The 24,266-nt window shown below is 68.5% G+C and carries 24 protein-coding genes; 10 read left to right on the plus strand and 14 right to left on the minus strand.

What is annotated here, in order from left to right; translation table 11 throughout:
* Position 1: 1 nt before the first annotated feature.
* Positions 2 to 1,945 (minus strand): 1-deoxy-D-xylulose-5-phosphate synthase, encoded by a 1,944-nt coding sequence (gene dxs, locus EGT67_RS09230; RefSeq protein WP_127916055.1) that lies wholly within the window; start codon positions 1,943 to 1,945, stop codon positions 2 to 4.
* A gap of 157 nt (positions 1,946 to 2,102) precedes the next feature.
* Between dxs and glsA the strand changes: the two genes are divergently transcribed.
* The 3 genes from glsA (at position 2,103) to EGT67_RS09245 (ending at position 5,881) form a co-directional block, all read left to right on the plus strand.
* Positions 2,103 to 3,926, plus strand: coding sequence for a glutaminase A (glsA, locus tag EGT67_RS09235; RefSeq protein ID WP_127915777.1), 1,824 nt, complete (start codon positions 2,103 to 2,105; stop codon positions 3,924 to 3,926).
* A 138-nt stretch (positions 3,927 to 4,064) separates the two neighbouring features.
* The gene (locus EGT67_RS09240) at positions 4,065 to 5,054 is read left to right on the plus strand and encodes an ATP-binding cassette domain-containing protein (protein ID WP_127915778.1); all 990 of its coding nucleotides are present in this window, start codon (positions 4,065 to 4,067) and stop codon (positions 5,052 to 5,054) included.
* Positions 5,051 to 5,881 (plus strand): ABC transporter permease, encoded by an 831-nt coding sequence (locus tag EGT67_RS09245; protein ID WP_127915779.1) that lies wholly within the window; start codon positions 5,051 to 5,053, stop codon positions 5,879 to 5,881. The genes EGT67_RS09240 and EGT67_RS09245 overlap by 4 nt, the downstream gene beginning before the upstream one ends.
* An 80-nt stretch (positions 5,882 to 5,961) precedes the next feature.
* On the opposite strand, the gene EGT67_RS09250 is transcribed toward EGT67_RS09245, so the two are convergent.
* The 4 genes from EGT67_RS09250 to EGT67_RS09265 form a co-directional block, all read right to left on the minus strand.
* Positions 5,962 to 7,518 carry an MDR family MFS transporter gene (locus tag EGT67_RS09250; protein ID WP_127916056.1) on the minus strand — a complete coding sequence of 519 codons (1,557 nt, stop codon included), beginning with the start codon at positions 7,516 to 7,518 and terminating at the stop codon, positions 5,962 to 5,964.
* Between the two features lie 44 nt (positions 7,519 to 7,562).
* Entirely contained in the window at positions 7,563 to 8,045 is a 483-nt protein-coding gene (locus tag EGT67_RS09255; RefSeq protein ID WP_127915780.1) for a MarR family winged helix-turn-helix transcriptional regulator, read from the minus strand.
* A 178-nt stretch (positions 8,046 to 8,223) separates the two neighbouring features.
* Positions 8,224 to 9,492 carry a class I SAM-dependent RNA methyltransferase gene (locus EGT67_RS09260; RefSeq protein WP_127915781.1) on the minus strand — a complete coding sequence of 423 codons (1,269 nt, stop codon included), beginning with the start codon at positions 9,490 to 9,492 and terminating at the stop codon, positions 8,224 to 8,226.
* A gap of 7 nt (positions 9,493 to 9,499) precedes the next feature.
* Positions 9,500 to 11,494 (minus strand): APC family permease, encoded by a 1,995-nt coding sequence (locus EGT67_RS09265; protein WP_127915782.1) that lies wholly within the window; start codon positions 11,492 to 11,494, stop codon positions 9,500 to 9,502.
* Between the two features lie 189 nt (positions 11,495 to 11,683).
* Here EGT67_RS09265 and EGT67_RS09270 point away from each other — a divergent pair, with 189 nt between their 5' ends.
* Both EGT67_RS09270 and EGT67_RS09275 read left to right on the plus strand, forming a co-directional pair.
* Entirely contained in the window at positions 11,684 to 12,349 is a 666-nt protein-coding gene (locus EGT67_RS09270) for a potassium channel family protein (protein WP_127915783.1), read from the plus strand.
* Positions 12,350 to 12,403: 54 nt separating this feature from the next.
* Positions 12,404 to 13,060 carry a potassium channel family protein gene (locus EGT67_RS09275; protein ID WP_127915784.1) on the plus strand — a complete coding sequence of 219 codons (657 nt, stop codon included), beginning with the start codon at positions 12,404 to 12,406 and terminating at the stop codon, positions 13,058 to 13,060.
* Here EGT67_RS09275 and EGT67_RS09280 read toward each other — a convergent pair.
* Together EGT67_RS09280 and EGT67_RS09285 are read right to left on the minus strand one after the other, a co-directional pair.
* The gene (locus tag EGT67_RS09280; protein ID WP_127915785.1) at positions 13,037 to 13,729 is read right to left on the minus strand and encodes a DUF3159 domain-containing protein; all 693 of its coding nucleotides are present in this window, start codon (positions 13,727 to 13,729) and stop codon (positions 13,037 to 13,039) included. The two genes, EGT67_RS09275 and EGT67_RS09280, sit on opposite strands and share 24 nt — an antisense overlap.
* 103 nt (positions 13,730 to 13,832) lie before the next feature.
* A complete protein-coding gene (locus EGT67_RS09285; protein ID WP_127916057.1) occupies positions 13,833 to 14,210 on the minus strand; it encodes an OB-fold nucleic acid binding domain-containing protein in 378 nt (125 codons plus the stop codon).
* A 159-nt stretch (positions 14,211 to 14,369) separates the two neighbouring features.
* On the opposite strand from EGT67_RS09285, the gene EGT67_RS09290 reads away from it, so the two are divergent.
* Positions 14,370 to 15,074 carry an alpha/beta fold hydrolase gene (locus tag EGT67_RS09290; protein ID WP_127915786.1) on the plus strand — a complete coding sequence of 235 codons (705 nt, stop codon included), beginning with the start codon at positions 14,370 to 14,372 and terminating at the stop codon, positions 15,072 to 15,074.
* A 9-nt stretch (positions 15,075 to 15,083) separates the two neighbouring features.
* Here EGT67_RS09290 and EGT67_RS09295 read toward each other — a convergent pair whose 3' ends face one another.
* Positions 15,084 to 16,007 (minus strand): DUF3710 domain-containing protein, encoded by a 924-nt coding sequence (locus EGT67_RS09295; RefSeq protein WP_127915787.1) that lies wholly within the window; start codon positions 16,005 to 16,007, stop codon positions 15,084 to 15,086.
* Positions 16,008 to 16,011: 4 nt separating this feature from the next.
* The gene (gene dut, locus EGT67_RS09300) at positions 16,012 to 16,554 is read right to left on the minus strand and encodes a dUTP diphosphatase (RefSeq protein ID WP_127915788.1); all 543 of its coding nucleotides are present in this window, start codon (positions 16,552 to 16,554) and stop codon (positions 16,012 to 16,014) included.
* Between the two features lie 19 nt (positions 16,555 to 16,573).
* Here dut and EGT67_RS09305 point away from each other — a divergent pair, with 19 nt between their 5' ends.
* Positions 16,574 to 17,086, plus strand: coding sequence for a DUF3093 domain-containing protein (locus tag EGT67_RS09305; RefSeq protein WP_127915789.1), 513 nt, complete (start codon positions 16,574 to 16,576; stop codon positions 17,084 to 17,086).
* A 20-nt stretch (positions 17,087 to 17,106) separates the two neighbouring features.
* Here EGT67_RS09305 and EGT67_RS09310 read toward each other — a convergent pair whose 3' ends face one another.
* Positions 17,107 to 17,409, minus strand: a complete 303-nt coding sequence (locus EGT67_RS09310; RefSeq protein WP_031939713.1) for a DUF4193 domain-containing protein — start codon at positions 17,407 to 17,409, stop codon at positions 17,107 to 17,109.
* Positions 17,410 to 17,891: 482 nt separating this feature from the next.
* On the opposite strand from EGT67_RS09310, the gene cei reads away from it, so the two are divergent.
* Positions 17,892 to 18,575 carry an envelope integrity protein Cei gene (gene cei / locus EGT67_RS09315; RefSeq protein ID WP_127915790.1) on the plus strand — a complete coding sequence of 228 codons (684 nt, stop codon included), beginning with the start codon at positions 17,892 to 17,894 and terminating at the stop codon, positions 18,573 to 18,575.
* A gap of 12 nt (positions 18,576 to 18,587) precedes the next feature.
* Here the strand turns inward: cei and EGT67_RS09320 are convergent, their stop codons facing one another.
* Positions 18,588 to 19,484, minus strand: a complete 897-nt coding sequence (locus EGT67_RS09320) for an inositol monophosphatase family protein (RefSeq protein ID WP_127915791.1) — start codon at positions 19,482 to 19,484, stop codon at positions 18,588 to 18,590.
* A gap of 113 nt (positions 19,485 to 19,597) precedes the next feature.
* On the opposite strand from EGT67_RS09320, the gene ppgK reads away from it, so the two are divergent.
* The gene (gene ppgK / locus EGT67_RS09325) at positions 19,598 to 20,362 is read left to right on the plus strand and encodes a polyphosphate--glucose phosphotransferase (protein WP_164877514.1); all 765 of its coding nucleotides are present in this window, start codon (positions 19,598 to 19,600) and stop codon (positions 20,360 to 20,362) included.
* A 26-nt stretch (positions 20,363 to 20,388) separates the two neighbouring features.
* Positions 20,389 to 21,870, plus strand: coding sequence for an RNA polymerase sigma factor (locus EGT67_RS09330; RefSeq protein ID WP_206612330.1), 1,482 nt, complete (start codon positions 20,389 to 20,391; stop codon positions 21,868 to 21,870).
* 112 nt (positions 21,871 to 21,982) lie between these two features.
* On the opposite strand, the gene EGT67_RS09335 is transcribed toward EGT67_RS09330, so the two are convergent.
* The 3 genes from EGT67_RS09335 to EGT67_RS09345 all read right to left on the minus strand — a co-directional run bounded on the left by EGT67_RS09335 (position 21,983) and on the right by EGT67_RS09345 (position 24,110).
* The gene (locus EGT67_RS09335; RefSeq protein WP_127915793.1) at positions 21,983 to 23,188 is read right to left on the minus strand and encodes a cation:proton antiporter; all 1,206 of its coding nucleotides are present in this window, start codon (positions 23,186 to 23,188) and stop codon (positions 21,983 to 21,985) included.
* Between the two features lie 19 nt (positions 23,189 to 23,207).
* The gene (locus EGT67_RS09340) at positions 23,208 to 23,690 is read right to left on the minus strand and encodes a cation:proton antiporter regulatory subunit (protein ID WP_127915794.1); all 483 of its coding nucleotides are present in this window, start codon (positions 23,688 to 23,690) and stop codon (positions 23,208 to 23,210) included.
* Positions 23,691 to 23,753: 63 nt separating this feature from the next.
* Positions 23,754 to 24,110 carry a DUF952 domain-containing protein gene (locus EGT67_RS09345; protein ID WP_127915795.1) on the minus strand — a complete coding sequence of 119 codons (357 nt, stop codon included), beginning with the start codon at positions 24,108 to 24,110 and terminating at the stop codon, positions 23,754 to 23,756.
* Positions 24,111 to 24,266 lie beyond the last annotated feature (156 nt).

Genomic DNA, 24,266 nt, shown 5'->3' on the forward strand with positions numbered 1-24,266 from the left:
GCTACTTGACGCTCGGATTCGACTTGTCGAGACCCTTGTCGAGGCCGCCGCCGGTGTCGGCGCGGTCCAGCCCCACGACCCAGCCGGTGACCTGGCGCGTGATGTCCTGCGCGGTCAGGCCGAGTTCACGATGAATCTGATCGCGCGACGCGTGATCCAGGAACTGTTGCGGCACACCGAGATCCCGGCAGGGGACGTCGACGCCGGCCGCGCGCAGCGCCGCCGACACCGTCGAACCGATACCCCCGTGCAGACCGTTGTCCTCGACCGTGACGACCATCCGGAAGCTGTCGGCGAGCTTGACCACCGACTCCGGCACCGGCAGCACCCACCGCGGGTCGATGACCGCCGCGGTGATGCCGTGCTGGGCGAGCCGTTCGGCCGCCTCCATCGCGACGCCGGCGAACGAGCCCACCGCCACGAACAGGACGTCACCGCGATCGCCCTCCGGCATCTGCAGCACGTCCACGACGCCGTCGAGACGCCGGGTCGCCGGGATGTCGTCGCCGACCGCACCCTTGGGGAAGCGGATCACCGTCGGACCGTCGTCGACCGCGAGGGCCTCCGCCAACTCCTCGCGCAGCGTCGCGGCGTCGCGCGGCGCGGCGACCCGGATGCCCGGGATGATCCCCAGCAGCGACAGGTCCCACATGCCGTTGTGGCTCGCGCCGTCCACGCCCGTGATGCCCGAGCGGTCCAGCACGATCGTGACCGGCTGCTTCAGCAGCGCCACGTCCATGAGCAACTGGTCGAACGCACGGTTGAGGAAGGTCGAGTAGATCGCGACCACCGGGTGCATGCCGCCGAGCGCGAGACCTGCGGCCGACGTGACCGCGTGCTGCTCGGCGATGCCGACGTCGAACATCCGCTCCGGGAAGCGTTCCCCGAACGCGGCCAGCCCGGTCGGACCGGGCATCGCGGCGGTGATCGCGACGACGTCGTCCCGCTTCTCGGCCTGCTCGATCAGCTCCGCCGAGAACACCGACGTCCAGTCCGGCGCGGACGTTCCCCGGGACATGCCGGTGAGCGGGTCGATCACGCCCGTCGCGTGCATCTGGTCGGCGACGTGGTTCTCGGCGGGCGCGTACCCCATGCCCTTGCGGGTCACGGCGTGCACGATCACCGGACCGCCGAAGGCCCTCGCGCGGCGCAGCGCCGACTCCATCGCGACCTCGTCGTGCCCGTCGACGGGGCCGAGGTACTTGATGCCGAGATCGGTGAACATCACCTGCGGGCTGACGGCGTCCTTGAGGCCCGCCTTCATCCCGTGCAGCAACTGGTAGGCGGCGCGGCCCACCCACGGCATCTTCTTGACCATCCGCCGCCCGCTGTCGAGCATCCGCTCGTAGCCGGGCTGCAGGCGCAGCGACGCGAGGTGGTCGGCCAGGCCGCCGATGGTGGGTGCGTAGGAGCGGCCGTTGTCGTTGACGACGATGACGACCGAACGATCCTTGCCTGCGGCGATGTTGTTGAGCGCCTCCCAGCACATACCGCCGGTCAGCGCGCCGTCGCCGACGACGGCCACGACGTGACGGCCCCGCTGCCCGGACAGCTCGAACGCCTTCGCCATGCCGTCGGCATACGAGAGGGCGGCCGACGCGTGCGACGACTCGACCCAGTCGTGCTCGCTCTCGGCGCGCGACGGGTAGCCGGACAGCCCGCCCTGCTTACGCAGCGAATCGAACTCGTCCTTGCGGCCGGTGAGGATCTTGTGGACGTAGGCCTGATGACCGGTGTCGAAGATGATCGGATCGGAGGGGGAATCGAACACCCGGTGCAGCGCGAGCGTCAGTTCGACGACACCGAGGTTGGGCCCGAGGTGGCCACCGGTGGCGGACACCTTCTGCACCAGGAACTCGCGGATCTCCGCGGCGAGTTCCTTCATTTCCTCAGGATCGAGCTGACGCAGATCGTCAGGCGTCTGGATACGGGCAAGGACACCCAACGAGATCGCTCCCTCCAGCAGATTCACGGGCTGTCACGTGACAGCCCGACAAGTCTACGGAGCGACCGGACACGATGCCCCTCGGCATCGGATCCGAGCACACCTGTGCGTGCCCGATTGCACATCGCAGACTGTCCGCTCATCCTACTGTTGCTCCATGGGCAACGTTGTCGACGAGTTCATCACCCGAGTGTTCGACGTGGTCCGCGGCGACCACGGCGGCGCGGTCGCCGACTACATTCCGGAACTCGCCGCCGTCGACCCCGACCGGTTCGGAATCGCCGTCGCCACCAGCGACGGGCACGTCTACGAGGTGGGCGACACCGCGGTGCCGTTCACCATCCAGTCGATCTCCAAGCCCTTCACGTACGCGTTGGCGCTGGCCGATCGCGGAGTGGACGCGGTCGCCGAGAAGATCGACGTCGAACCGTCGGGCGAGCCGTTCAACGAGATCAGCCTCGATCCCGACACCGAGCGACCGCGCAACCCGATGATCAACGCGGGCGCCATCACGTCCGCGTCGCTGGTCGCCGGATCGAACACGGGCGAACGATTCGGACGGATCCGGTCGCTGTACTCGCGCTGCGCCGGGCGGCAGTTGCCGCTCGACGACGCGGTGTACACCTCCGAGGCGAAGACCGGGCACCGCAACCGCGCGATCGGCTACATGCTGCGTTCGTTCGGTGTCATCACCGACGACCCGGACGAGGTCGTGGACCTCTACTTCCGGCAGTGCTCGATCGAGGTCACGTGCCGCGACCTCGCGCTGATGGCGGCGACGCTCGCGAACAACGGCATCAATCCCCTCACCCGGGACCGCGTGCTCGACCCGGCCCTCGTCGAACGCGTCCTCAGCGTCATGACCACGTGCGGGATGTACGACGCCGCCGGCGAATGGGTCACCGAGGTGGGCATGCCCGCCAAGAGCGGCGTCGGCGGCGGCGTGCTGGCCGTCCTGCCCGGACAGCTGGGGATCGCCGTCTACTCGCCGCGCCTGGACCGACACGGCAACAGCGTCCGCGGCGTGCGAGCCTGTCGGGAGCTCTCCCGCGATCTGGAGCTGCACTTCCTGCACGTCACCCGCGCCGCGCGGTCGTCGATCCGCGCCCGCTACAGCATCGGATCGGCGCCCTCCCGGACCCGCCGCACCGACGCCGAGCGGGCCGCCCTCGACCGGATCGGCGACCGCGGCCGCATCTACGAACTGCACGGCGACCTGCTGTTCACCGGCGCCGAGACCGCCGTCCGGGAGGTCGACGGCGCCCGCGACGACCTCGAGGCCGTCGTCGTCGACGTCCGCCGCGTGGACGAGGTCAGCGCCGTCGCACAGCGGATGATCGAGGCGCTGCGGGCCGACCTGGCCCGGCACGGCTGCCGGACGGCGCTCGTGGACCCGAAGGGGCTCTTCGGCCACACGACGTCCAGCCTGACGCCCGACGATCCGCACGGCCGGGTGTTCGCCGATCCGGACGCGGCGACTGCGTGGTGCGAAGAGGTCCTGCTGGCCCGGCACTGCGCGCTCGGGCGGCAACCAGAGTCCGTCGAACTGGATCAGCACCCGCTGTTGGCGGATCTCACGCCGGAGCAGTTCGAGCGCTTCACCGACGAACTCGAGAAGCGGACCGTCGCGCGTGGCGAGACGATCGCCCGGCGCGGCGCCCCCGCCGCCGGCATCTTCCTCATCCTGTCGGGTCGCGCGAGCACCGCCGTGACGTCCGCCGACGGCACGATCCACCGCATCACGACGCTGTCGGCCGGGATGACCTTCGGCGAGATGCCCACCCTGCTCGATTCGTCGTTCCTCAACGACGTGCGCGCCGACACGACGGTCACCCTGGCCGTGCTTCCCCCGGACGGTTTCGCCCGGCTCACCTCCGCCGCCCCCGAGATCAAGTCGGCCCTGCTCGAACGCCTGGCGATGGCGGCGTACGGACAACTCGAGATGCTGCTCCGCACGTTCGAACAGCACGGACGCCTCTGACGGCGGCGCGCGCAACCGCCCCTGGGTTGGGGAAGACGCTCCCCGGGAGGAACGAAAACCGATTGCGCGGCCTCCGCCGATCCTTCAGGCTGAGACGGTCTAGTTGCGACATCATTCACACCAGACGACAGGGACCAGATGAAACCTGACAGCGCACTGGCCATCGAAACCACCGGATTGATCAAGCGCTTCGGCTCGAACACCGCAGTCGCCGGCGTCGACCTGGCGGTGCCGTCCGGCGGCGTGTACGGCGTCCTCGGCCCCAACGGTGCCGGCAAGACGACCACGATCCGGATGCTCGCGACACTGCTCCCGATCGACGGCGGATCCGCGCGTGTCCTCGGCCACGACGTCACCGCCGAAGCCGAGACCGTCCGCAGCAAGGTGTCGCTGACCGGGCAGTTCGCGTCCCTCGACGAGGACCTGACCGGCACCGAGAACCTGATCCTGCTCGGGCGGCTGTACGGGTACTCGCGGGCCGCGGCCCGGTCCCGGTGCGAACAGTTGCTCGACGCCTTCGGACTCGAAGAGGCCGGAGGTCGCCAGGTCAAGACCTACTCGGGCGGCATGCGACGGCGCATCGACATCGCCGCGAGCATCATCGTGACACCCGAGTTGATCTTCCTCGACGAGCCGACCACGGGACTCGACCCGCGCAGCCGCAACCAGGTGTGGGAGATCGTCCGGGCCCTCGTCGCCGGCGGCACCACCGTCCTGCTCACCACCCAGTACCTCGACGAGGCCGACCAGTTGGCCGACCGGATCGCCGTGATCGACCACGGCAAGGTCATCGCGGAGGGCACGACCGGCGAACTCAAGGCGTCCGTGGGCTCGGGGGCGCTGCATGTCCGGGTGGCGGAACCGTCACGGCGCCAGGACGCAGCCGCGGTCCTCGAACCCGTGCTCGGTGTTCCGGTCACGCTCGAATCGGACCCGGCCGCGCTGACCGCGCGCATCGACGACCCGCAGCGGGTGGCGCGGGCGCTGGCCGCCCTCGACGACGAGAACCTCGCCGTCACGACGTTCGCCCTCGGCCAACCCAGCCTCGACGAGGTGTTCCTCGCCCTCACCGGGCACAGCGCCGAGACTTCCGCAGACTCCGACACCTTCGAGGAGACCGCGTCATGACCGACACCATCACCACCTCGGCGCAGGCGGTCGGCAACGTCCTGCAGATGCCCGGCCCGCGCCCCGCACGTCCGAACGCCCTGTCGACGTCGATGTCGTTCGGGTGGCGGGCCCTGCTCAAGATCAAGCACGTTCCGGAGCAGTTGTTCGACGTGACGATGTTCCCGATCATGTTCACGCTGATGTTCACGTTCCTGTTCGGCGGCGCCCTCGCCGGCTCGACCGGCGCCTACGTCCAGTTCCTCATCCCGGGCATCCTCGTGCAGACCGTGGTCATGATCACGATGTACACCGGTCTGACGCTGAACAAGGACATCGAGAAGGGCGTGTTCGACCGGTTCCGCTCGCTGCCGATCTGGCGGCCGTCCCCGCTCGTCGGCGCGCTGTTCGGCGACATCGTGCGGTACACGATCGCATCGGTGATCGTGCTCATCCTCGGCCTGATCCTCGGATTCCGGCCGGCGGGCGGCGTGGTCGGTGTGGTGCTGTCGGTCCTGCTGTTGCTGTTGTTCTCGTTCAGTCTGTCGTGGGTGTGGACGATGTTCGCGATGCTGATGCGGACCGAACAGGCCGTCATGGGCGTGTCGATGTTCATCCTGTTCCCGCTCACGTTCGCCAGCAACATCTTCGTCGACCCGTCGACGATGCCCGGCTGGCTGCAGGCGTTCGTCGAGGTCAACCCGATCAGCCACCTCGTCACGACTCTGCGAGCACTGTGCGAAGGCTCGTTCGAGTTCGGCCAGATGTCGGGCGTGCTGATCTGGTGCGCCGGATTCATCGTCATCTTCGGCCCGCTGACCATGCGGCTCTACAACCGCAAGACCTAGCCTCGACGAAGATCAGTGGCCCGCAACCGATGAACGGTTGCGGGCCACTGATCGTCTCGGACCGACCCTCGGGGTGTCCGTTACGCCTTGACGTCCTCCACTGCTGCCTCCGCCTGCTCGCCGTCCTCGGCGGGCTTCTGGATGTCGATAGTCTTCCGCAGCGGGGTGTTGGGCACCAGGATCACGCACACCAGCGTGATCAGTGCGACGCCCGCGGCAATCGCGAACAGCAGACCCGTCGCGTCGCCATACGCCGTCCGGATGACCTCCGCGATGGGGGCAGGCAGCGCGTTCAGATCCAGGCTGCCGCCGCCCGCGGACGAATGCGCGTCGATGCCGAGTTTCGCGAACCCGTCCGTCGACAGGGTCGCCACCCGGGTCGCCAGCACCGAGCCGAGGACCGACACGCCGATGGCACCACCGAAGGTCCGGAAGAACGCCACCGAACTGCTCGCCGCGCCGATATTGTTCACGCTCACCGTGTTCTGGACCGCGAGCACCAGGTTCTGCATCAGGCTGCCGACACCGACGCCGACGATCGCGATGTAGACGCCGATCAACCACAGGCTGGTCGCGTGATCGATCGTGCCCAGCAGCGCGAAGCCGACGACCAGCAGCACCGCGCCACCGACGATGAACGGCTTCCACTTGCCGAAGCGCGAGATCAGCTGGCCCGAGACCACCGACGAGATCAGCATGCCGACGACCATCGGGATGGTCAGGACACCGGCGATCGTCGGGCTGTACCCACGAGCGGTCTGGAAGTACTGGCCGAGGAACGTCGTGGCGCCGAACATGCCGACACCGACGGCGACCGACGCGATGATCGCGATGCCGGTGGTCTTCTCGGTGATGATGTTCAGCGGAATGATCGGCGCCTTGACCTTGGACTCGACGATCACGGTCGCGATCAGCAGGAGCACGCCGACACCGACGTAGATCGCCGATTCCTTGGAGATCCAGGGGTAGTAGTCGGCCTTGCCCGCGAACGACACCCAGATCAGCAGGACGCTGACGCCGGCTGTCAGCAGGATCGCACCCCACCAGTCGATGGAGACGTCGCCCTTGCGCTCGGTCGCGATGTGCAGCGTGCGCTGCAGCAGGAACAGCGCGATGACGGCCAACGGGACGCACACGAAGAAGCACCAGCGCCACCCGAGGGGGCTGTCGACGATCACACCGCCGAGGATCGGACCGCCCGACATCGACACCGCCATCGCGGCACCCATGTAGCCGGAGTATCGACCGCGGTCGCGCGGCGGAATGATGCTGCCGATGATCGCGACGACGAGGGCGGTCAGGCCACCCATGCCGATGCCCTGCACGACACGCGCCGCGAGCAGGACCGGGACGTTGTGGGCGAAACCGGCGATGACCGAACCCACGACGAAGATGACGATGGCCGACTGGACGAGCACCTTCTTGTTGAACAGGTCGGCGAGCTTGCCCCAGATCGGGGTCGACGCCGCGTTCGCGAGCAGGGCCGTCGTGATCACCCACGCGAACTGAGTCTGGGTGCCCTTCAGGTCACCGATGATCGTCGGCAGCGCCGTCGAGACGATCGTCGTGCTGAGCAGCGCCGTGAACAGTGCCGCGATGAGGCCCGCGAGGACCTCGAGAATCTGGCGATGGGTCATCGCCTCCTGGCTGGCGCCTGCCCGGCTCTCCCCCACTGATGTCGTCATCGAAGTGCTCTCCCACATTGATCGGCTGCTAGATGCGAGGATTCGGAGCGCGCGGTGAGCGAGTCGGTGAGACGTTCGATCGTGGTCAACGCGACCGCCGCCTCGTCCTGACTCCACCCGCTCAGCATGTCCCGTAGACGCGCTGACCTGATCTCCTTGGTGGCCCGCAGCGCCTTGTGCCCTTGCTCCGAGACCTGGACACGGAATGCCCGTTTGTCGTCCGGGTCCGGCTGTCTCTCGACCAGTCCGGCATCGACCAGTTCGGTCATCTGCCGACTGAGCGCCGATTGGCTCACGCACAGAACGGACGCGAGCTCGTTCTGTCGGCACGAGCCACGGGCCGACAGCGCCACGAGTACCGCGACGAGCGCCGGCGCGATCGGGTCGTCCGCCGCACTTGCGATCGCGTTCTTCAACGAGCGGCCGAAGAGAAAGATGGCGTCGACCAGGGCCTGCGCGGTATCGGCCTGAACAGCCATCGGATACCCCGAATCCTCGAATAGACCTTGAATTACTTGCAGAACGCAACGATACGCATAGTTGCGTGCGTCAAGCAATTACTTCACAAATCCGACATACCACACTTCGAGGGTCCTGAACAGCACAAACGCGAACATCGGAGTGGCCGGGTGTGTCGAGGCACACTCGGAACCGCGCTCAGCGCGTGAGCAACGCGAGGCTCTCCACGTGATGCGTGAGCGGGAACGCGTCGAACGCGCGCACCTCGGCGAGCCGGAAGCCGTGCTCGCGGTAGAGCGCGACGTCACGCGCGAACGAGGCGGGATCGCACCCGATGTGCACGATCCGCTGCGGGCCGGCCGCCGTCACGGCGGCCACGACGTCCCGGCCCGCCCCCGCGCGAGGCGGATCCAGGACCACGACCTCCGGGGCGGGCAGGTCGTGCAGCGCCCGCTCGACGCGGGCCGCATGCAGGTACACCTGCGGCAGGTCCTGCAGCGCCGCGCCGCCGTCGGCCACGGCCTGCCGCGAGAACTCCACCGAGTCGACCCGGCCGAGCGGGCCCACCTGGTCGGCCAGCGCGGCCGCGAACACACCGACGCCGCCGTAGAGGTCCCACACGTTCGCGCCGGCCGACGCCCGCGCCCACTCCCCCACGACCGACGAGTACGTCGCGGCGGCACCGCGGTGCGCCTGCCAGAAGCCCGTCGCCGACAGCGTCCACGCCCGGTCGCCGACCCGTTCGACGGGCCGACCCGAACCGATCACGACGTGCTCAGCGCGGCTGCCCGCCGACGCCGCCCGGCGCGCCGTCGCGCCGCGTCGGCCAGGGCTGCGCCGGCCCGTGCGCGACACCTTGGGCGGCGCGATCTCGACGACGTGCCGCTCACCCGCCGCGTCCAGCACGAGTTGGACCTCCGCACCCGGATGCCACGACCGCTCGGCCAGCCCGGCGTAGGCGGCCGGATCGATCTGCGGGCAGGCCAGGAAGGTCTCGATGTCGAGGCTGCGGAAGCGATGGAAGCCGGGGCGTCCCGTTGCCACGTCCACCGCCAGCCGCACCCGGCTGCGCCATCCCGTGCCGTCGCCGGTGCCGGGCAGCTCCTCGACGGCAACGTCCAGGTCGACACCCGCGATCCGGCGCAGCTGCTCGATGACGACGGCGGACTTCATCCGCCGCTGCGCGTCGAGGGTGGCGTGCGAGTAGTCACAGCACCCGGCACCCCCCGGTCCCGAGATCGGGCACAGCGGCGCAATCCGGTCGGGGGACCCCTCGAGGATCTCGACGGCATCGGCCCGGCAGAACGATCCACCGCGGTCCTCGGTGACGTGGGCGATCACCTTCTCGCCCGGAAGCCCGTGCCGGACGAACAGCACCCGGCCCTCGTGCCGGGCGACGCAGAACCCGCCGTGGCCGGGGTTGCCCAGCTCGACCTCGAGCCGACGTCCGGTCCAGTTCTCACTCACCTGCCGGTCACTTGCCTTCCACATCGAAACCGCGACGGATCGCGCCCGGCGCGTTGTCCACGCGCTCCCGCTTGACCTTCTCCGACGAACTGAGCTGCCACGGCACGCTCGTGACCATCACACCGGGCTGGAACAGCAGCCGGCTCTTGAGGCGCAGCGCGCTCTGGTTGTGCAGCAACTGCTCCCACCAGTGACCGACGACGTACTCGGGGATGAACACCGTCACGACGTCGCGCGGCGAATCCCGCCTGATCCGGCGCACGTAGTCGAGCACCGGCTTGGTGATCTCGCGGTACGGCGACTCGATCACCTTGAGCGGCACCGTGATGTCGCTGCTCTCCCACTCCCGGACCAGGGCCCGGGTATCCGGCTCGTCGACGTTGACCGTGACGGCCTCGAGGGTGTCCGGGCGGGTGGCCCGCGCGTAGGCGAGCGCGCGCATCGTCGGCATGTGCATCTTCGACACGAGCACGATCGAGTGTGTCCGGCTCGGCAGGACACCGTCCCATTCCTGCTCGTCGAGTTCGGCCGCGACGCTGTCGTAGTGGCGGCGGATCGACTTCATCACCACGAAGATGGCGATCATCGCGACGATCGCGATCCAGGCGCCCGCCGCGAACTTGGTGAGCAGGACGATGACCAGCACGGCACCGGTCATCGCCAGACCGATCGAGTTGATCACCCGGGAACGCTTCATCCGCGCGCGCTGCGCGGGATCGGTCTCCGCCTTCAGGTGCCGCGTCCAGTGCCGGATCATGCCGGTCTGGCTCAGCACGAACGAGACGAACACGCCCACGATGTACAGCTGGATCAGCTTGGTGACCTCGGCGCCGAACACGACGACGAACGCGATGGCCGCACCCGACAGGAACAGGATGCCGTTGCTGAACGCGAGGCGGTCGCCCCGGGTGTGCAGCTGGCGCGGCAGGTAGCGGTCCTGCGCGAGGACCGACCCGAGCACCGGGAACCCGTTGAACGCCGTGTTCGCGGCCAGCACCAGGATGAGCGCGGTGACGGTCGCGATGAAGTAGAAGCCGATCGGGAATCCGGAGAACACCGCCTCGGCAAGCTGCGCGATGAGCGTCTTCTGCTGGTAGCCCTCGGGCGCGCCGCCCAGCTGCGCCGCCGGATCGTGCGCGTACACGACGCCGATCTTCTGGGCCAGGATGATGATGCCCATCAGCAGCGTGATCGCGAAGGTACCGAGCAGCAGCAGCGTCGTGGCGGCGTTCCGCGACTTGGGCTTGCGGAAGGCGGGCACACCATTGCTGATCGCCTCGACACCGGTCAGTGCCGCACAACCGGAGGAGAACGCGCGCGCGATGAGGAACGCGAACGCGATGCCGTGCAGCTGTGCGTCCTCCGCGTTGAGGGTGAACCCGGCGGACTCGGCGTGGACGTCGTCACCGAAGACGTAGATGCGGACGAATCCCCACACGAGCATCACCATCATGCCGACGATGAACGCGTATGTCGGAATCGCGAACGCCGACCCGGACTCCCGGATGCCGCGCAGGTTGATCGCGGTCAGCAGCACGATCGCCGCGATCGCGAACAGCACCTTGTGCTCGGCCACGAACGGAACCGCGGACCCGATGTTCGACGCGGCCGAGGAGATCGAGACCGCCACCGTCAGGACGTAGTCGACCATCAGCGCACTGCCGACGGTCAGACCGGCGTTCGGCCCCAGGTTGACGGTCGCGACCTCATAGTCACCGCCACCGGACGGATACGCGTGCACGTTCTGCCGGTAGCTCGCGACGACCACCGCCATCACCAGCGCGACGGCCAGGCCGATCCACGGCGCGAAGGCGTACGCGGAAATGCCCGCGACCGACAGCACGAGATAGATTTCTTCGGGCGCATAGGCCACCGACGACATCGCGTCCGAGGCGAAGACGGGTAGCGCGATCCGCTTGGGGAGAAGCGTGTGTCCGAGTTTGTCGCTTCGGAACGGTCGCCCCAAAATCAGCCGCTTCGCAGCGGTGGAAAGCTTCGACACCGACAAAGCGTAAGCCGTCCTCGGCGATACACGACATCAGGGCGCCTCCGACAGCGTTTCCCGGCCCACCGCCGTCGGGACCGTCCGCCGGTTCGGCGGTGGCTGCTTGCTCTTCCCCTCAGGCGCTGTACGGTTCGACTCGATGCCGACGGCACACCGTCGGCCGCTGAGCAATGAACGGAGTGACGGGTGTACGTAGTCGTCATGGGATGCGGCCGGGTCGGCTCCTCCCTCGCTACCGCACTGAGCCGGATCGGCCACGAGGTCGCGGTCATCGACCGCGACGCGAGCGCATTCCTCCGCCTCGGACCGGATTTCACCGGCAAGACCGTCGTCGGCATGGGCTTCGACCGAGACGTACTGGTTCGAGCCGGAATCGAGCACGCACAGGCGTTCGCCGCCGTGTCCTCGGGCGACAACTCGAACATTATCTCCGCGCGTGTCGCGCGCGAGACGTTCGGCGTCGAACGGGTCGTCGCACGCATCTACGACGCCAAGCGCGCCGCGGTCTACGAGCGCCTCGGAATCCCGACCATCGCGACGGTGCCGTGGACCACCGACCGCTTCATGCTCGCGCTCGCACAGGACGATCAGATGGCGAAGTGGCGCGATCCGTCGGGCACGGTCGTGGTCACCGAACTGTCCCTGCACGAGGACTGGGTCGGCCGCAACGTCACCGAACTCGAGGCCGCGACGTCGTCGCGGGTCTCGTTCATCATCCGGTTCGGGACCGGAATCCTCCCGGACCGCAAGACCGTGATCCAGTCCCAGGACCAGGTGTACGTCGCCGCCGTGTCCGGGACCGTCGCCGAGGCCGTCGCGCTCGCGGGGAACCCGCCCCCGTCCGACGACTGACATCGCCCCGGTCATGACCCCCTTCTCGATCGACTACCCGATTGGATGCCTCCGATGAGAGTGGCCATCGCAGGAGCCGGCGCCGTAGGCCGCTCCATCGCCCGTGAACTCGTCCGCAGCGACCATCACGTCATGCTGCTCGAACGCAAGCTCGAACACGTCGAACCCGACGTGATCCCCCAGGCCGAGTGGGTGCACGCCGACGCGTGCGAGCTGAGCCTGCTCGAGGCCGCCCAGTTGGAGAGCTACGACGTCGTGATCGCCGCGACCGGCGACGACAAGGCGAACATCGTGGTGAGCCTGCTCGCGAAGACCGAGTTCGGTGTGGGTCGAGTCGTGGCCCGCGTCAACGATCCGCGCAACGAGTGGCTGTTCGACGAGTCCTGGGGCGTGGACGTCGCGGTGTCCACCCCCCGGATGCTGGCCTCGCTCGTCGAGGAGGCCGTCACCGTGGGCGATCTGGTGCGGCTGATGACGTTCCGCCAGGGTCAGGCGAATCTCGTCGAGATCACCTTGCCCGACGACACCGCGCTCGCGGGCAAGCCGGTCCGCAAGATCCGGTTGCCGCGAGATGCGGCGCTGGTCACCATCATCCGGGGTGGGCGCGTGATCGTCCCGCAGCCGGACGATCCGGTCGAAGGCGGCGACGAGCTGCTGTTCGTCGCCGCGGTCGAGGTCGAAGACGAGCTACGCGCCGCGATCGACATCTGATTCGGGCCGGTCCGCCGTGCGCTCCGCGGCCCCCTCGATCTGTTCGAGGTCCGCGGGGGCCGGTGCCGGCTCGACGATCCGATCCGCACGGCGGACCGCCCACACCGTCACCAGCAACACCAGTCCGGTGAGCGGCCACCCCATGCCGATGCGGGCAGCCGCCAGCCACCCCGTCTGGTCGGCGTCGTAGAGCTCGGACTGGACCAGATAGCGGGCCCCGAACACCAACGCCCACGCGACGGTCGCGATGTCGTAGGCGCGCACCGCGCCCTTGTGGGCCCGCCACGCGTTCTTGTGTCCGTTCAGGTACCCCCAGATGACGCCGACGAGGGGCCACCGCACGAGGATCGAGACGACGAAGACCGCCGCGTACAGCAGGCTCGTGTAGATGCCGAAGAGGAAGTAGCCCTTCGCATCACCGGTGCGATAGGCGATGAACGCGCAGACGCCGACACCGAGGAAACCCGAGATCGCGGGCTGGATGGCTCCGCGCCGGACGATGCGCCACACGAGGATGGCGGCGGCCACGCCCAGCGCGATCCACACGGCCGGTCCGAGCCCCCACAGGCTGTTCGCGGGAACGAAGGCGACGACCGGCAGCGACGAGTAGACCAGCCCACTCAGTCCACCGAGCTGTTCGAGGATCGTCTGCTGCTTCGTTTCGGTCACTCGACGAGATTGCCATACTCCGACGGCATGCCGTCAAGGCCGATCGGACGGTGGCCCCTCGCTGCTCGCCGGTGAGCCGTCGCCGCCGCGAGGGAAGCACCGATCACGAATCGCCGCGGAGTTCGTAGTACGGGTTGAAGATGACCTTCTGACCGGCGCGATCGCCGATGCGTCCACGCACCATCAGCGTCTTGCCCGGCTCGATACCGGGGATGCGTCGGCGACCGATCCAGACCAGCGTGACGGGATCGGTTCCGTCGAAGAACTCGGCCTGGACGGATGCGTTCGCGGACTTGGGACACGCCTCGACGCTGCGCAGGCGTCCGAGGATCGTGACCTCCTCACCGCGCGAGCAGTCACAGGCGCGCTTCGCACCCGATGCCTGCGCGGTCTCAACCATTTCCTCGGCGTCCAGCTGCTCGAGATCTTCCGTGAGTCTGCGAGTCAGCCGGCGAAAGTAACCTGCCGCGGCGGGGGCCATAGCGCGCTCCTGGACAAAGGCGGCGCAGGTCTTGCGCCGCACGATAAGGCTTCTACGAGGGCCCGTAGTCGGGCCCTCGTTGGCCACTGTAACCCCAAAGTGACCTGACAACCACAGCCGTGTGGCACGGGCCGGGACACGGCAGTGCAAGATCGACTCATGCAACAACGTACGTGGCCCGCAGTGGCCGTCGTCCTCCCCGGCACCGGCTCCGACGCGGACTTCGCCGATCGCGCCTTCCGTTCCGCATTGACGCAGGTGGGAGTGCGGACGATCGCCGTGGAGCCGGACCCGCGGAGGGTCGTCGACAGCTACCGGGAGGCGATGGACCGGGCCGCGGACGCGCACGGCCGGATCCTGGTCGGCGGCGTGTCGATCGGTGCCGCCGTCGCGCTGGAGTGGGCGTCCGTGAACCCCGGCCGGGTGGACGCGGTCCTCGCGGCGCTGCCCGCCTGGACGGGCTCGCCGACGCACGCACCGGCCGCCGCCAGCGCAACCTTCACCGCGTCGCAGTTGCGCGCCCACGGCTTGGATGCGGTGACGGCGGAGATGACCGCGTCCAGCCCGCCGTGGCTCGCCGACGAACTCACGCGCTCGTGGCGGGCCCAATGGCCGCATCTGCCGTCGGCACTCGAGGAGGCGGCCGGCTACCACGCGCCGGACGCGCAGACACTCGCGCACATCCAGGCCCCGGTGGGCATCGCCGCCGCGGTCGACGACGCCGTCCACCCCTTCACGGTCGCCAAGGAGTGGGCGGCGACGCTGCCGAACGCCGAGTTGACCGAGCTGACGCTCGAGGAGGTCGGGGACGACCCGGGCGCCCTCGGCCGAGCGTGCCTCGGCGCGCTCGACCGGATCGCCTGAGCCCGGTGGCTAGAGTCCGAGCTGCTGCATCGCGGATCCCGACTCGCCGCGGCGCGGCGGCTCGGACCCGTTACCCGGCTGCCCCTCCGGGCCCGGCTGCTGCGGAGCCTGCGGTTGTGCCGGCTGCTGCTGGGCCCGCGGTTGCGCCGGCTGCTGCTGGACCTGCGGTTGCGTCGCCTGCTGCTGGGCTTGCTGCTGCGCTGCAAGCTGCTCCTGGACCGCCTGCTGCTGGGCTGCGAGCTGCTGCTGCTGGACGGCCACGAGCTGCTCGACGAGGACCTGCGGCAGCACGACCGGCAGCGGGGTCCGCACCGGATGCGGATCACTGCCACGGTTGACGACCGTGTCGCGCAGGACGTCGCGGGCGATCTCGACCAGCGGCGAACCGGCCGCCACGTTGCCGGAGGGTCCGGCGACGACACAGCGGATCATCCAGCGCGGCCCGTCCACGCCGATGAATCGGAGATCCGCGTTCGGGGTGACCCCGATCACCTCACGGCCCCACGGCCCGCTCTCGATACTGACCTCGGCGTTGTCGCCCCGCAGCGACTCGGCGAGCTCCGACGCCACCTCGCGCCACTGGCCTGGCGACTTCGGCGCGGCATACGCGGACACGGTCACCCGACCGAACTGGGTCACCAGGTGGACGGCCTGCGGCGTGCCCTCCGGCGACATCTCGACCTGGAGCTGGGCGCCGTCGGGCATCGGGAGCAGGACCGAACCGAGGTCGAGCCGCGTTGCCGCCGGTTCCTCGCCCTCGGCGAGATCGGTCGAGTCGAACGGGCCGGCGTCGACCGCCCCGACGGAACCGTCGAACTCGTAGTCCTCGTAGAAGTCCTCTTCGTAGAAGTCTTCGTCGGTGCCGTATTCGATGTCGACGTGCGCCGCGTCGTCCGCGGCGGCTGCGTCCTTGTTCTTGCGACGTCCGAACATGAGATCAGGCCCCTTCCCTCGGCAGCCTCGTCAACTCGTGCGGGCGGCCTTCCGTACCGTCGAAATCCTGATCGGCATTGTGCGTCACCAGGCTCGCATGTCCCCCACTCGATCCGTAACCGCCTGTGCCACGGACGGTTTCGTCGAGGGAATCGACCTCCACGAAGTCGACGAGTTCGACCCGCTGCACCACGAGCTGCGCGATGCGGTCGCCGCGGCGCAATTCGATCGGGGTCTCGAGGTCGTGATTGATCAGGCAGACCTTGATCTCGCCGCGGTAGCCGGCGTCGATCGTGCCGGGCGTGTTCACGACGGACAGACCGGCCTTGGCGGCCAGTCCGGAACGTGGATGGATGAGGCCGACCGTGCCGATCGGCAGCGCGATCGCGATGCCGGTACCGACCAGGACCCGACGACCGGGCTCGATCGTCACGTCGGTGGTGGTGCACAGGTCGACGCCGGCGTCACCGTCGTGGGCCCGACGCGGCAGCGGGATACCGGGGTCCAGTCGCTTCAGCGCGATGGCAGGAAGATCGCTCACGTGCACCGAGACTACTCTGGAATACGTGTCCGAATCGTCTCAGCCCGCCGCGACCACGCCCGACAGCACCCGAGTGCCGATCTATTCGGAGCGCCTGTGGGTTCCGCTGTGGTGGTGGCCCGCCGGGTTGCTCATCGCCGGCCTGCTCGCCGCGGAGATCCACATGGGGTCCCCGGGTGTCCGCGCCTGGCTTCCGTACGTCCTACTGTTCCCGTTCCCGGTCTGGGCCCTGCTGTGGGTCTCCAGGCACCGGGTCGAGGTCTTCGACGGCCCCGGCGCCGAGCTCAGGGTCGGCCGAGCGCACCTGCCGCTGTCCGTCATCTCGCGCACGGCGGCCATCCCGCCGTCCGCGAAGAGCGCGGCGATGGGCCGTCAGCTGGATCCGGCGGCCTTCGTCCAGAATCGGTCGTGGATCAAGGACACCGCCCTGATCGTCCTCGACGATCCCGAAGACCCCACGCCCTACTGGTTGGTCAGCACGAGGCGGCCAGCCGAACTGCTGGCCGCCATCGGCCGTGGGACTGCCCCGAAGGGCTAGTCCGGTTCTGCCCTGACGGGTCAGGCGGCGCAGTCCATGCAGATCATGACGCCGTTCTCCTCGCTCGCGAGGCGGCTGCGGTGGTGAACCAGGAAGCAGCTCGAGCAGGTGAACTCGTCCGCCTGCTTGGGCACCACCCGCACCGACAGTTCCTCGCCGGAGAGGTCCGCGCCGGGGAGTTCGAACGACTCCGCGGTATCGGACTCGTCCACGTCGACGACCGCCGACTGCGCCTCGTTGCGTCGTGCCTTCAGTTCTTCGAGCGAATCCTCGGAAACCTCGTCAGTTTCCGATCGCCTGGGTGCGTCGTAGTCGGTTGCCATTTCCTCTTCCCCTCGTCCTCTTGCGTGTATCCCCGGTGCCCGGGCCACCGAAACCGATCGGTCGCGGCGATCCAAGGGGAACCGACAGTGATGTAGATCCATTCCTGCGGCTGTAACAACGCCTCAGGTCACCCGGAAGTGCCCGAAACACCCTCCGGAAAACATGACCTACACCTCACTCTCGATTCCGTCCGGACCCTCTCGAAATCGTGTGTTCTCACGACTGGGGCCGCCAGACAATAGCCGACGCGTCAGGAAAAGTGGCAACCGAACCGGACACTGCCGGAAACTGTCCGTCAATCGTCACCAACCGCACAGCAACCCGAGACATTCCTGGACGGGCCATGTGCGCGACGGTGATCAGCCGGGGATCTAGAGTTGGCTGCGGTACGGCGGCGGCAAGACAGGCGTGGCCGGAACCACACCAACTCTTTTCCTGCGGATCACCGCCGCACGTTCGGCAACGGAGAGGTCGACACACCGTGGTTTCACTGATCACCGATGGCAGATCGACCGACGACCAAGGCCGCCCGTTCCGTCGCCGCCGCGCAATCCCGGTGATCGCGCTCATCTCCGTCCTGGCACTCCTCGGGGTCGTGCTGTGGACACGCATCCTCACGGAACCCGAGGTCTACGCGACCACGGTCGACTGCAATCCCCCGGTGAAGCCGAAGTCTCCCGACGCACCGATGCCGCAGCCGCTCGGCGAGAAGGTGAGCCGCAACACCCTCCTCGAGGTCGAACCGGCGCCGCTGTCGGCGACCAAGGTCCGCGTCTACAACGCGAACGGCGAACGCGGCCAGGCCGCCGAGGTCGCCAACGAGCTACGCGACTATGGATTCGCGAGCGCCCCCGACGTCCAGGTCGGGAACGACCCGGTGTACGTGGACCAGAACCTGCAGTGCCACGGCCAGCTTCGATTCGGACCGAACGGGTTGTCCGCCGCCAGTGCGCTCTGGCTGTTGGCGCCGTGCGCCGAACTGATCCAGGACGGCCGCACCGACGACACCGTCGACCTCGCGCTGGGCACCTACTTCGCGAAGAACGTCACGCCCAACGCGGACGCCGAGGAAGTGCTCAACGCCCTCAAGGACCCGCTTCCCGGCGCCACTCCCGCACCGCTGGATCCGGGCCTGCTCAGCGCGGCCCGGACCGCGCGCTGCTGAGCGCGCCCGGACTCACGGAACCGGGTCGAACACGCCCGCCGACCGGAACACCGACTCCAGTTCGTCCGCGATCCCCGGCGCCATCGCGACCACGACCTCGCCTGCGGCGCTGCGCGTGTCGGGGGCGGGCAGGTGGACACGGGCACCGGCTTCGGTGGCAATGAGGGCACCCGCCGCCCAGTCCCACGGGTTCAGTCCGTGCTCGAAGTGCGCGTCCACCCGCCCCGACGCCACCATGCACAGATCGAGGGCCGCCGAACCGACCCGTCGGATGTCGCGCACGTGCGGGAGCACCTCGCCGATGATCCGGCCCTGCGCGCGGCGACGCGGCGCGCTGTAACCGAACCCGGTCGCGAGCAAGGTGAAGGACGCGTCGGTGACCGGATTGCACGAGAGCACCCCGGCACCGCCGTTCGCGTCGGTGAACGTCGCGCCGCCACCCACGACCGCGGAGTAGGTGACGCCGCCGGCGACGTCGACGACCGCCCCCGCGACGGAGACGCCGTCGATCTGGGCGGCGACCGAGACCGAGTAGGCGGGGATGCCGTACAGGAAGTTCACGGTTCCGTCGATCGGATCGACGACCCAGCGGGTGCCCTCGACACCGACCTCCCCGCCGCCCTCCTCGCCCAGGATGGCGTCGTGCGGGCGGAGTTCGGCAAGCCGGGCGCGGATGAGGTGCTCGGCCTCGGTGTCCACGACGGTCACCGGGTCGGTAGGAGTGCTCTTGGCCTGCACGGACCCGCCGTCGGTGGCGTGCAACTCGGCACCCATGACCCCGAACACCTCCGGGCGCCGCGCCCGGACGAGAGCGGCGGCCGCTTCCGCGACGGTGACCGCGATATCGCGGAGCACACGCGGGTCGGTGGAGGTGGAATGGTCGGAAGCGGGGATGTCAGTGGCACGCATGCCTGTATCGCACCACACCCGGACGACCCCACACCAGCAGTATCGAAAAGCTGAACGGCCCGAAACCAACTACTGTTTCGGCGCAGACTGTCATCTCGCGGAAGGAGCCGATTGTGGGAGCGCTCGGGTTCGGTGTGGACGTCGGCGGCAGCGGCATCAAGGGTGCGATCGTCGACCTCGCCACCGGTGAACTGGTCGAGGATCGGATCAAGATCGAGACGCCGCATCCCGCGACCCCCGACGCGGTCGCGGCGACGGTGGCGGAAATCGTCGCCCGGGCCCGATGGGAGGGACCGGTCGGCATCACGCTGCCGAGTGTGGTCACGTCGGGAATCGCGCGGACGGCAGCGAACATCGACAAGTCGTGGATCGGGACCGACGCCCGCGCGCTGTTCTCGCGCGCACTCGGCGGACGCGACGTCACGGTCCTCAACGACGCCGACGCCGCCGGACTCGCCGAGGACCGCTACGGGGCGGGCAAGGACGTCGACGGCGTCGTCGTGCTGCTGACCTTCGGGACGGGCATCGGGTCCGCGATCATCCACGACGGCGTCCTTCTCCCGAACACCGAGCTCGGACACATGGAGGTCGACGGGCGGGAGGCCGAGCACCGGGCGGCGTCGTCAGTCAAGGACACCGAGGGACTGTCGTACAAGGAGTGGGCGGCCGAGGTGACGCGGGTCCTGTGCCGGTTCGAGGACCTGCTGTGGCCCGACCTGTTCATCGCCGGCGGCGGGATCAGCCGGAAGCACGAGAAGTGGATTCCCCGGCTGGAGAACCGGACACCGGTCGTTCCGGCCGCGTTGCTCAACACTGCGGGCATCGTCGGCGCGGCGCTGTCCGCGGCGAACCGCCAGGAAACGGGCATCGCTCCGTAACAATTTCGAAGCTGTCGTTACAATGGATGGCGGCCGACTGTGAGTCGGCGAAAACCCGACAGACCTCTCCGCCGGAAAATCCACTCTGGCGTGACGCCGCACGACACCGTCACGAAAGGGCGTACGTGGCAGCCACCGATACGCGTCAGACCGCCGATTCCACCCCCGAGTCAGCGACTCCTGCATCCACTGCCGAGGCGACTACCGGTAGCGCGCCCGCCGCCAAGAAGGCCCCTGCGAAGAAGGCCGCCGCCAAGAAGGCGCCTGCGAAGAAGGCCGCTGCCAAGAAGGCACCTGCAAAGAAGGCCGCCGCCAAGAAGACGGCCGCGAAGAAGACCACCAAGAAGGCCACCAGCAAGGCCGCCAAGGCCGGCGACGACATCGTCGAGGACGACGACATCGACATGGCCGATCTCGACGTCGCCGACGGCGAACTGGTCGACGAGGAAGTTGTCGTCGAAGAGGTCGAGGAGGACGAGGAAGAGACCGCCGAGCCGTCCGAGAAGGACAAGGCGTCGGGCGACTTCGTCTGGGACGAGGAGGAGTCCGAGGCTCTCCGTCAGGCCCGCAAGGACGCCGAGCTCACCGCGTCCGCCGACTCGGTGCGCGCGTACCTCAAGCAGATCGGCAAGGTCGCACTGCTCAACGCCGAGGAGGAGGTCGAACTTGCCAAGCGCATCGAGGCGGGCCTGTTCGCCACCTTCAAGATGACGGAGATGGCCGAGAAGGGCGAGAAGCCCTCCCCCGCCGATCGCCGGAACCTGAACTGGATCACCCGCGACGGCAACCGCGCGAAGAATCACCTCCTCGAGGCGAACCTGCGTCTGGTCGTCTCGCTGGCCAAGCGCTACACCGGCCGCGGCATGGCGTTCCTGGACCTGATCCAGGAAGGCAACCTGGGCCTCATCCGCGCGGTCGAGAAGTTCGACTACACCAAGGGCTACAAGTTCTCGACGTACGCCACGTGGTGGATCCGGCAGGCGATCACGCGTGCGATGGCCGACCAGGCCCGCACGATCCGCATCCCGGTCCACATGGTCGAGGTCATCAACAAGCTGGGTCGTATCCAGCGCGAGCTGCTGCAGGACCTGGGCCGCGAGCCCACGCCGGAGGAGCTCGCGAAGGAAATGGACATCACGCCGGAGAAGGTGCTGGAGATCCAGCAGTACGCGCGTGAACCCATCTCCCTGGACCAGACGATCGGCGACGAGGGCGACAGCCAGCTCGGCGACTTCATCGAGGATTCCGAGGCCGTGGTGGCCGTCGACGCGGTCAGCTTCACCCTGCTGCAGGATCAGCTGCAGTCGGTGCTCGAGACGCTGTCCGAGCGCGAGGCCGGCGTGGTGCGTCTGCGCTTCGGCCTGACCGACGGCCAGCCGCGGACTTTAGACGAGATCGGCCAGGTCTACGGCGTGACGCGCGAGCGCATCCGCCAGATCGAATCGAAGACGATGTCGAAGCTGCGCCACCCGTCGCGTTCGCAGGTGCTGCGCGACTACCTGGACTAGCCCGAGACGTTAACTGCGCCCCGACCTGCGATGATGCCGGTCGGGGCGCAGTTCTCGTTTCTGCACAGTGCAGTCAGTGACGATTGATCGGGCATAGTCAGGGCTCGTACGGTCAGTTCGTGAGGAAGGGGTCCTTCGGGGCCCCTTCCTCTTTCGGTCGGGGCGGCTGGAACAGCCGGACGAGCGGTTCGGCGACGCGGGCGCCGACCGGCCCCAGGACCGCCATCAGGAGCACGTAGGCGGTGGCCAGCGCCGCCAACTCCCCCTCGACCGCGCCGGCGGACACGGCGAGTCCGGCGATGACGATCGAGAACTCGCCGCGGGCGATCAACGCGGCACCCGCGCGGGCGCGGCCCATCACACCGACGCCCTGCCGTCCCGCGGCCCACCATCCGGTGAGCACCTTGGTGGCGGTCGTGACGACCGCCAGGCCGATCGCGGGCAGCAGCACCGGTGGGATGGTCGTCGGATCGGTGTTGAGTCCGAAGACGACGAAGAACATCGCCGCGAACAGGTCCCGCAGCGGCTCCAGCAGTCGCGTCGCGTTCCGTGCGGTCGATCCGGAGATCGCGATACCGAGCAGGAACGCGCCGACCGCCGCGGACACCTGCAGCGACGAGGCGAAGCCGGCGACGAGCAGTGCCGCGCCGAGCAGTTTGAGCAGGAACACCTCGCGGTCGGTGCTGTCCACGATCGCGGAGACGACGCTGCCGTAGCGCAGGGCGACGACGAGCACGACGGTGATGACCACGAACGAGATGGCCACCGCCTGGAGCCCGCCCAGGAAGCTCACGCCCGCGAGCACCGCGGTGAGGATCGGCAGGTACACCGCCATCGCGAGATCCTCGAAGACGAGGATCGACAGGATCACCGGGGTTTCGCGGTTACCGAGCCGACCGAGATCGCCGAGCACCTTCGCGACGATGCCGGACGACGAGATGTAGGTGACGCCACCGAGTGTCAGCGCCCCGACCGGACCCCACCCGAGCATGAACGCCAGGATCGCGCCGGGCGCCGCGTTCAGCGCGAGGTCGACGACGCCGGCGAACCACGACCTCTTCAGGCCGGTCACGAGTTCGGACGCGGTGTACTCCAGGCCCAGCAGCAACAGCAGCAGGACGACGCCGATCTCGCTCGCGAGATGGCTGAACTCGCCGATGTCGCCGAGTTGGATGAAGCCGCCCTGGCCGAAGCACAGGCCGCCGATCAGGTACAGCGGGATCGGCGACATGCCGATGCGCCCGGCCAGCCGACCGAGTACCCCGAGTGTGAAGAAGACAGCGCCGAGTTCGACGAGTGCCAGTGCAGTGCCAGTCATCGCGTCGATCGTGCCGCGATCAGCCGTGCGCGAGGATCTTCGCGGCGTGGTCGAGGCCCTCCTGGGTCCCGACCGCGACCAGGAGGTCACCCTCGGTGAATGTGAAGTCGGGGTTCGGTGACGGCGCCACCTGACCGGCGCGCATGACGGCGACGACGGAGACGCCGGTGCGGGTGCGCATCGCGGTCTCGCCGAGAGTCCGGCCGTCCCACGGCGAGTTCTCGGTGATCGGCAGCTGGCGGGTGCTGATGCCGGGCAGGTCCCGGTGCTCCTCTCGCAACTGCGCGACGAGCTGCGGGGCGCCGAGCAGGTTCGCCAGCACCGACGCCTCGTCCGATTCGAGCGGGATCGACGCCATGCAGGCGTCGGGGTCGTCGATCTTGGAGACGATGAGATCGGTGCGGCCGTCGCGGTGGGTGACCACCCCGATGCGTCGACCCGTCGCCAGCGCGAAGTCCTTTCGGACTCCGATACCGGGCAGCGGTGTCACTTCCACGTTCATGGCTCAACGGTAGCGCCACGCTCCGACGTCGGACCACGAACACCCGCTCTCCCGGCCTACGTGTCACACGATCGGCGGAAACACCCCGGCGGCATCGGGCAGGTAGTTGGCCACCTCGACGACGGCCGCCACCGGCAGCGGACCGTACAGGTGCGGGAACCGCATCGACGCGGGGTCGGACGGGACCCCGGGCTCCCAGCGGACCTCGGCGTCGAGCCGGCCCGGATCCAGACGAAGGAGCACCAGGTCGCGGCGGCCCGCGAACAAGCGGTTGGCGGGCAGGTGGACCTGCGCGGGCGTCGACAGGTGCACGAATCCGTCGGCGGCGAATCCGTCCGGCACCCGCTGCCCGGCGCGCTGCGCGTCCGCCCATTCGTCGCGCGTGCACATGTGCACCAGCACCTGCCGGGAATCGGTCATCGGTGCTCCTTTTCGGCCGGTCGTCGCCCCGACACACTAGGTCGACGCTCAGCTGTCAGCGAACACCGGACCCTCCCGAATCGCATTGTCCGAGTTCAGGACGATTCCTGTTAGAGAGAACACACCGAGGGCCTATCGGGAACAACCCGATCAAGT

Origin of the sequence: Prescottella agglutinans, from assembly GCF_004011865.1 — a bacterium.
Lineage (GTDB): Bacteria > Actinomycetota > Actinomycetes > Mycobacteriales > Mycobacteriaceae > Prescottella > Prescottella agglutinans.